Source organism: Streptomyces sp. 4N124, assembly GCF_052245395.1.
Classification (GTDB): Bacteria; Actinomycetota; Actinomycetes; order Streptomycetales; family Streptomycetaceae; genus Streptomyces.
Genome location: NZ_JBQQBS010000088.1, coordinates 20,395 through 27,911, shown reverse-complemented (window position 1 = coordinate 27,911; position 7,517 = coordinate 20,395). Strand labels below are relative to the sequence as shown.

Sequence of the window (7,517 nt, the reverse complement as noted above, 5' to 3'; positions counted from 1 at the left end):
CGTGTTGTTGCGGCCCTTGCGGAACGTGGCGCCGATCGGATGGACCGGCGGCAGATACACCACGTCGAAACCCATCGACGCGATCACCGGCAGGCGGCGCGCGGCCGTCCGGAACGTCCCGTGCGGCCGCTCCGCCGTGCCCTCCGAGCGTGGGAAGAACTCGTACCACGACCCGAACAGCGCCCGCTCCCGCTCCACCAGCAACGGCAACGCCTCCGACGCCGTCACCAACTCCCGCAGCGGATACCGCGACAGCACCGCATCCACCTCGGGTGTCAGGGCCGCCGCCAGCCGGGAGGAGGCCGGACGGGTCTCGTCCCTGAGGGCGTCGACGGCGGCGAGGAGGACGTCCCGCTGGCCGCCATTCCTGGGCACACCGGCGGCCGCACGTTCGTACAGCCGGGCCCCCTCCTCCAGGACCAGGTCGGTGTCGATCCCGGCCGGGATCTTGATGTGGGCGTGGTGCCGCCAGGTGGTGACGGGATCACCCCAGGCCTCCACGGTGAACGACCACAGGCCGGTCCGGTCGGCGACGACCTCGGCTCCCCAGCGGTCGGTGCCAGGCGCGAGCTCCCGCATCGGGGTCCACGGTCCGGGCCGGCCGTCCGGATCCTTCAGTACGACATTGGCGGCGACCGCGTCATGTCCCTCACGGAACACGGTGGCCGAGACCTCGAACGGCTCACCGGTGACGGCCTTCGCGGGCCGGCGCCCGAGCTGGACGATCGGGCGGACGTCGAGGACGGGTATGCGCCCGACGCCGGCCGTGCCGCCCGCGGAGGGTGGCTCCGGGGCCGGTGCGGCGGCGCCGTCGGGGCGCACGGGAGGTGGTTCGGTGCTGGATGTCGGGGGTGGTGACGAGTGGTGCGTGGCGGGCATGACCGCTCCTGTCCGCGTCAACGAGGGTGCGGGCGGATGGGGGTGGGGAGGTGGGTCCTGCGGACGTCTTCCAGGGTGCTGCTGTGGCGTGACGGTGGTGTGACTGTGACGTGTACCGCAGGAGCCTTCCCACCCTATTCGGGTGGGCAATCCGGCACTTTGTTAACTACTCACGCGTATGTCTACACACAAGTCCGGCCCCGTTCGAGAGGAACGGAGCCGGTCTGGGCAATCTGTCGCAATCAGCGCGGTACTTGCAGGAGCTTGTTCGGCGAACCGAGGCCCCGTCCGGAGACCTTGCCGGACACCGCCCCGGACACCAGCGCTTTGGCGACCTGCGAAGGCGGCGCCTTCCGGTGGTCCGCGAGATACAGCGCGGCCACGCCCGCGGCGTGCGGCGACGCCATCGACGTACCGGAGTAGGTGGCCCTGCCGGTGTTGCTCGTAATGGACGCCGAGGTGATCGACATGCCCGGGGCGAACAGGTCGAGGGCCGAGCCGAAGTTCGAGAAGCCCGCCCGTGCGTCCTTCTTGTCGCTCGCGCCGACCGTGATCGCCTCCCGTACACCCGCGGGGGAGTAGAGGGAGGCCGGCAGCCCGTCGTTGCCGGCCGCGACGGTGTACGTCACGCCGGACCTGATGGAGTTGCGTACGGCCGCGTCCAGCTGGGCGTTGTAGGAGCCGCCCAGGCTGAGGTTGGCGACCGCGGGCTTCCTCGCGTGCTTCGTCACCCAGTCGATGCCCGCGATGACCTGGGCCGTCGTGCCCGCGCCCGCGTTGTCGAGGACGCGTACGGCGACGACCTTGGCCTTCTTGGCGACGCCGTAGGTCTTGCCCGCGGCGATGCCGGCGACATGCGTGCCGTGGCCGTTGCCGTCCCCGGCGGACTTGTCCTTGCCGACGAAGTCCCAGCCGTAGCTCGCCCGTCCGCCGAAGTCCTTGTGGCCGATCCGGATGCCGGTGTCGATGACGTACACGGTCACACCGCTGCCCGCGGAATCCGGCCAGGTGTACGACTTGTTCAGCGGCAGGTTCTTCTGGTCGATGCGGTCGAGCCCCCAGGACGGCGGGTTCTTCTGCGTGTGGTCCAGGGTCACCCGGGTGTCCTGGACGACCGACGCGACGCGGGAGTCCGCCGCGAGCCGCTTCGCCTGTCTCTCGTCGGCCCGCACGGCGTAGCCGTTGAGTACCGTGCCGTAGGTGTGGCTTATTTTCGCCCCGTATTTTTCGGCGAGGCTCTGTCCGGCCGCCGACGGAGCCGTTGTTCCCCCCTTGAGCGTGACCAGATAACTTCCCCCCACGGAGCCGGGTGCACCGGCGCCGAGTATGTGCCCCTCTGGTGCGGCGTGCGCGGGCAGGGTCGTGGCCGAAATCGCCGCGGCACAGGTCACCGCGGTCAGGCCCCCCACCCAGCGCAGACGCCGAGTTCGCGTCCGTGTCATGTTCGGGTCCCCCTCCTCAACTCCACTGGGCAGCCTCTCGTGCGGTGTGAAGCACCACAAGGTGGCCTGCGGGGGCGGAATCGGCCAGATCGGTCATGGGGTATCTGTGAAGTTCGGGGTGAGATGATCCGGCCCGTCCGGCGATTGCCCCCAGCGAGGGCGACACCATCACCGGTACCGTCGTCGGGGACGCTGACGCACACCGCCGTGCGTCATCCAGCGAAGCGTTGAGGTGGAATGTGAAGGCGATCCGTCGATTCACCGTCCGACCCGTTCTCCCCGAATCCCTCCAGCCGCTCAGCGATCTCGCGCGGAATCTCCGCTGGTCCTGGCACACGGAGACGCGCGACCTCTTCCAGTCCGTCGACCCGGAGCGCTGGGCCGCCTCGGACGGTGACCCGGTACGTCTCCTCGGCAGTGTGCCGACCGAGCGGCTCGCCGAACTCGCCGAGGACCGCCCCTTTCTGCGCCGCCTCACCGCGGTCGCCGACGACCTGAACGACTATGTGACCGGCGACCGCTGGTACCAGACCCAGTCCGCCGAACTGCCCACCGCCGTCGCCTACTTCTCCCCGGAGTTCGGCATCACGGCCGCCCTGCCCCAGTACTCCGGCGGTCTCGGCATCCTCGCCGGCGACCATCTCAAGGCGGCCAGCGACCTGGGCGTCCCGCTGATCGGCGTGGGCCTCCTCTACCGCCACGGCTACTTCCGCCAGACCCTCTCCCGGGACGGCTGGCAGCAGGAGCACTACCCCGTCCTCGACCCCAACGAGCTGCCGGTCGCCCTCCTCAAGGAGCCCGACGGCACCCCCGCCCAGCTCTCGATCGCCCTGCCCGGCGGCCGCTCGCTGCACGCCCGCATCTGGCTGGCCCAGGTGGGCCGGGTCCCCCTGCTGATGCTCGACTCGGACGTCGAGGACAACGACCACGGCGAACGCGGTGTGACCGACCGGCTCTACGGCGGCGGCAGCGAGCACCGGCTGCTCCAGGAGATGCTGCTGGGCATAGGAGGTGTCCGGGCGGTACGCACGTACTGCCGGCTGACCGGCCACCCGGCACCCGAGGTCTTCCACACCAACGAGGGTCACGCGGGCTTCCTCGGCCTGGAGCGCATCGCGGAACTCGTCGACGACGGGCTGGACTTCGACGCGGCCCTGGAGGCGGTCCGCGCGGGCACCGTCTTCACGACCCACACCCCCGTCCCGGCCGGCATCGACCGCTTCGACCGCGAACTGGTCGCCAACCACTTCGGCCCCGGTGCCGAACTCCCGCGCATCGACGTCGAACGCATCCTCCACCTCGGCATGGAGACCTACCCGGGCGGCGAACCGAACCTCTTCAACATGGCCGTGATGGGCCTGCGTCTCGGCCAGCGCGCCAACGGCGTCTCCCTGCTGCACGGTCATGTCAGCCGCGAGATGTTCTCCGGGCTGTGGCCGGGATTCGACCCCGACGAGGTGCCGATCACCTCGGTGACGAACGGCGTGCACGCACCGACCTGGGTGGCCCCCGAGGTCTTTCGGCTGGGCGCCCGGCAGATCGGCGCCCAGCGCACCGAGGACGCGCTGACCGTCGGCGGTTCGGACCGCTGGGACGCGGTCGGGGAGATCCCGGACCAGGACATCTTCGAGCTGCGGCGGGTCCTGCGGGAGCAGCTGGTCGTGGAGGTACGGCAGCGGCTGCGGGCCTCCTGGCGGCAACGCGGGGCCGGGAGCGCCGAACTGGGGTGGATCGACGGCGTACTGGATCCGGACGTGCTGACGATCGGGTTCGCGCGGCGCGTCCCGTCGTACAAGCGGCTGACGCTGATGCTGCGCGACCGTGACCGGCTGATGGACCTGCTGCTGCACCCCGAGCGGCCCATCCAGATCGTGGTCGCCGGAAAGGCGCATCCGGCGGACGACGGCGGAAAGCGGCTGGTGCAGGAGCTGGTCCGGTTCGCGGACGACCCGCGGGTGCGCCACCGCATCGTCTTCCTGCCCGACTACGGCATGGCGATGGCGCAGAAGCTCTACCCCGGCTGTGACATCTGGCTGAACAACCCGCTGAGGCCGCTGGAGGCCTGCGGCACCAGCGGCATGAAGGCGGCGCTCAACGGCTGCCTCAACCTGTCCGTGCTGGACGGCTGGTGGGACGAATGGTTCCAGCCGGACTTCGGCTGGGCCATCCCGACGGCGGACGGTACGGGCACGGACCCGGACCGGCGCGACGACATAGAGGCCGCGGCGCTGTACGACCTGCTGGAACAGCGGGTGACGCCGCGCTTCTACGAGCGCGGACCGGGCGGGCTGCCCGACCGCTGGATCGAGATGGTCCGCCAGACCCTCACCCTGCTCGGGCCCAAGGTGCTGGCCGGGCGCATGGTGCGGGAGTACGTCGAGCGGCTCTACACCCCGGCCGCGCACGCGCACCGCGCGATGACGCGGGACTCCGCCCGGGAACTCGCGCTGTGGAAGGGCCGGGTGCGGTCGGCCTGGCATGCGGTGACCGTCGACCATGTGGAGACGTCCGCCGCCTCGGCCACCGCGGAACTCGGCACGACCCTCATCCTGCGGGTCCGGGTCGGTCTCGGCGATCTCGCGCCCGACGACGTGGAAGTGCAGGCGGTGTCGGGGCGTGTCGACCCCGAGGACCGGATCACCGATGCGGCGACGGTGCCGCTGAAGCCGGTCGGAGGGCCGGATCTGGACGGGCGGTGGGTGTACGAGGGTCCGCTCTCCCTCGACCGGACCGGGCCGTACGGATACACGGTGCGGATTCTGCCCGCGCATCGGTTGCTGGCGTCGAGCGCGGAGCTGGGACTGCTGGCGGTGCCTTCGGAGGACGTCGTGGAGGGGGCGGGGGTGCTGATGAGGTGACCCTCAGAACTCCTCGTGCGGTGCGCACAGTCTGCGCAGGGTCGCGCCGAGCCGGCGGGCGTACGCATGCTGCAGTCCCCGCGTCGCCGGACCCCCCGCCCGTGCGTACCACTTCGCGCCCCGGCTGAAGGCGGACACCGTCAGCCAGACGGTGCCGTCGCCGGTGCGTTCGACGAGGAAGGCCTCCTCGCCGCACTCGGGGTGGCCGGTGAGGGTGCCGTACGCCCAGCCGGCCCTGCGGTGTTCCTCCACCGTCCAGACCACGCGGCAGGGGGCCTTGATGAGGCCGGCGAGGGTGACGGTGACGTCCACGCCGGGTTCCGCGCGCTCCGCGCTCGCGTCGATGCCGACGCCCATCGCGCGGTGCATCTCCCAGGTCAGGACCGCTTCGGACGCCCGGCGGAAGACCGGCTCGCCCTCGCCGATGCGGGTGCGGACGTTCATGGGGTGGAAGCCGGGCGGGCAGAAGCCGCGCTCGCGGGTCGCGCCGACGTGGTCGTACGTGAAGGACATGGGAGACAAGCGTAGGGCGGCACCCGGGAATGCCTTCGTTCCGGGTGCCGCCCGTCAACTTCGTGTCAGCTAGCCGACATTCACCGCGCTCCAGGCGGCGGCCACCGCCTTGTGCTCGGTGCTGTCGGATCCGTACAGGTCGGAAGCCGCGCTCAGGGTCGCCGTGCGGGCGCCCGCGTACTTGGTCGTCGAGGTCATGTACTCGGTCAGCGCCTTGTACCAGATCTGGACGGCCTTGTCCCGGCCGATGCCGGTGACCGTGGAGCCGTTGGAGGTCGGGGAGTCGTAGCTCACCCCGTTGATCGTCTTCGCGCCGCTGCCCTCGCTCAGCAGGTAGAAGAAGTGGTTCGCGGGGCCCGACGAGTAGTGGACGTCCAGGCCGCCCAGCGAGGACGACCAGTTGTCGGCCGAGTTGCCGTCCTTGCTCGGCTTGTCCATGTGGCGCAGCGGGGAGCCGTCGCCGTTGATGTCGATCTTCTCGCCGATGAGGTAGTCGCCGACGTCGGAGGCGTTGTCGGCGTAGAACTCCACCGCCGTGCCGAAGATGTCGGACGTGGCCTCGTTCAGGCCGCCGGACTCGCCGCTGTAGTTCAGGCCGGCGGTGTTGGAGGTGACGCCGTGGGTCATCTCGTGGCCGGCCACGTCCAGCGAGGTGAGCGGCTTGACGTTGCCCTCGCCGTCGCCGTACGTCATGCAGAAGCAGCTGTCGTCCCAGAAGGCGTTGACGTACGCGTTGCCGTAGTGGACGCGCGAGTAGGCGGCCTTGCCGTCGTTCTTGATGCCGCTGCGGCCGAAGGTGCTCTTGTAGAAGTCCCAGGTCTCCTGCGCGCCGTAGGCGGCGTCCACGGCGGCCGTCTGGTCACTGGAGGAGCTGCCGAAGGTGCCCGTGCCCCAGGTGTCGTCGGCGTCGGTGAACAGCGTGCCGGTGCCCGAGGTGCGCCGGGCCAGGTTGTACGTCTTGTGGCTGCCGCGCGAGGCGTCGTTCAGCTGGTACGTCGAACCCGACAGGGCCGTGCCGAGGGTGACCGTGCCCGAGTAGCCGCTCTTGCCGGTGCCGGTCTCGATGCCCTGGTACTCGTACAGCTTCTTGCCGGTGGCCGCGTCGGTGATGACGTGCAGCTCGTTCGGGGTGCCGTCCTCCTGGAGGCCGCCGACGACCGTCTCGTAGGCGAGGGTCGGCTTGCCGTCCGCCGCCCAGACGACCTTGCGGGGCGCGTTCTTCGCCTCCGACTTGGTGGAGCCCGCGGCCTTGGCGAGCTTCACGGCCTGCTTCTCGGCGGCCGTCCTGGTGACCTCCGGCGACAGGTCGGCGACCTTGATGGCCGCCTTCGTCGCCTTGGTGACGCCCTCGGTCCTGCCCGACGCGGTCTCGTGGACGACGAGGTCGCCGCCGAGGACGGGCAGGCCGGCGTAGGTGCGCTCGTAGCGGGTGTGGACGGTGCCGTCGGCGTCCTTGATGACGTCTCGGACGACCAGCTTCTCCTTGGCGCCGAGGCCTATCTCGTCGGCCGTCTCCGTCGTGGCCGCGTCCGCCTGCTTGATCAGGGCGGTCCGGGCGGCCGGGGTGAGGGCCATCGGGACGGCGGCGACCTTGTCGGTGCCGGACGACTCGGGCTCGGCGGAGGCACCGGTGGTCAGACCGGTGGTGAGGAGGGCTCCGGCCGCGACCGCGGTGGCGATGGCCAGAGTGGTGCGCCTGTGACGCGCGTAGTGGGGGGTCTGGCGGGGCACACAAGCTCCTTATGTGGGGGGTTGCTTGGGAAGTTGTGCGGCGGTTGGGGGAAGAGTGACACCAGAGGCGCGTACATGTCAGGACCCTGAAGTG

The 7,517-nt window shown here is 70.5% G+C and carries 5 protein-coding genes; 1 reads left to right on the top strand and 4 read right to left on the bottom strand.

Annotation, left to right across the window (positions count from 1 at the left end):
- The coding region (locus tag ACTWQO_RS45215) for a maltotransferase domain-containing protein (RefSeq protein WP_443243228.1) at positions 1-879 on the bottom strand (879 nt) is incomplete at its 3' end.
- Between the two features lie 242 nt (positions 880-1,121).
- A complete protein-coding gene (locus ACTWQO_RS45210) occupies positions 1,122-2,321 on the bottom strand; it encodes a S8 family peptidase (protein WP_443243227.1) in 1,200 nt (399 codons plus the stop codon).
- Positions 2,322-2,560: 239 nt separating this feature from the next.
- Here ACTWQO_RS45210 and ACTWQO_RS45205 point away from each other — a divergent pair, with 239 nt between their 5' ends.
- Complete coding sequence (locus ACTWQO_RS45205; RefSeq protein ID WP_443243226.1) at positions 2,561-5,179, top strand: glycosyltransferase family 1 protein; 2,619 nt, start codon at positions 2,561-2,563, stop codon at positions 5,177-5,179.
- Between the two features lie 3 nt (positions 5,180-5,182).
- On the opposite strand, the gene ACTWQO_RS45200 is transcribed toward ACTWQO_RS45205, so the two are convergent.
- Together ACTWQO_RS45200 and ACTWQO_RS45195 are read right to left on the bottom strand one after the other, a co-directional pair.
- Positions 5,183-5,692 (bottom strand): DUF1990 family protein, encoded by a 510-nt coding sequence (locus ACTWQO_RS45200; protein ID WP_443243225.1) that lies wholly within the window; start codon positions 5,690-5,692, stop codon positions 5,183-5,185.
- Positions 5,693-5,761: 69 nt separating this feature from the next.
- Positions 5,762-7,423: a M4 family metallopeptidase gene (locus ACTWQO_RS45195; RefSeq protein ID WP_443243224.1), complete on the bottom strand. Its 1,662-nt coding sequence runs from the start codon at positions 7,421-7,423 to the stop codon at positions 5,762-5,764.
- Positions 7,424-7,517 lie beyond the last annotated feature (94 nt).

What these genes read in the sequence shown, in the direction of transcription:
- ACTWQO_RS45200 (WP_443243225.1), bottom strand. Translation starts at nt 5,692, where the DNA reads ATGTCCTTCACGTACGACCACGTCGGCGCGACCCGCGAGCGCGGCTTC.
- ACTWQO_RS45210 (WP_443243227.1), bottom strand. Translation starts at nt 2,321, where the DNA reads ATGACACGGACGCGAACTCGGCGTCTGCGCTGGGTGGGGGGCCTGACC.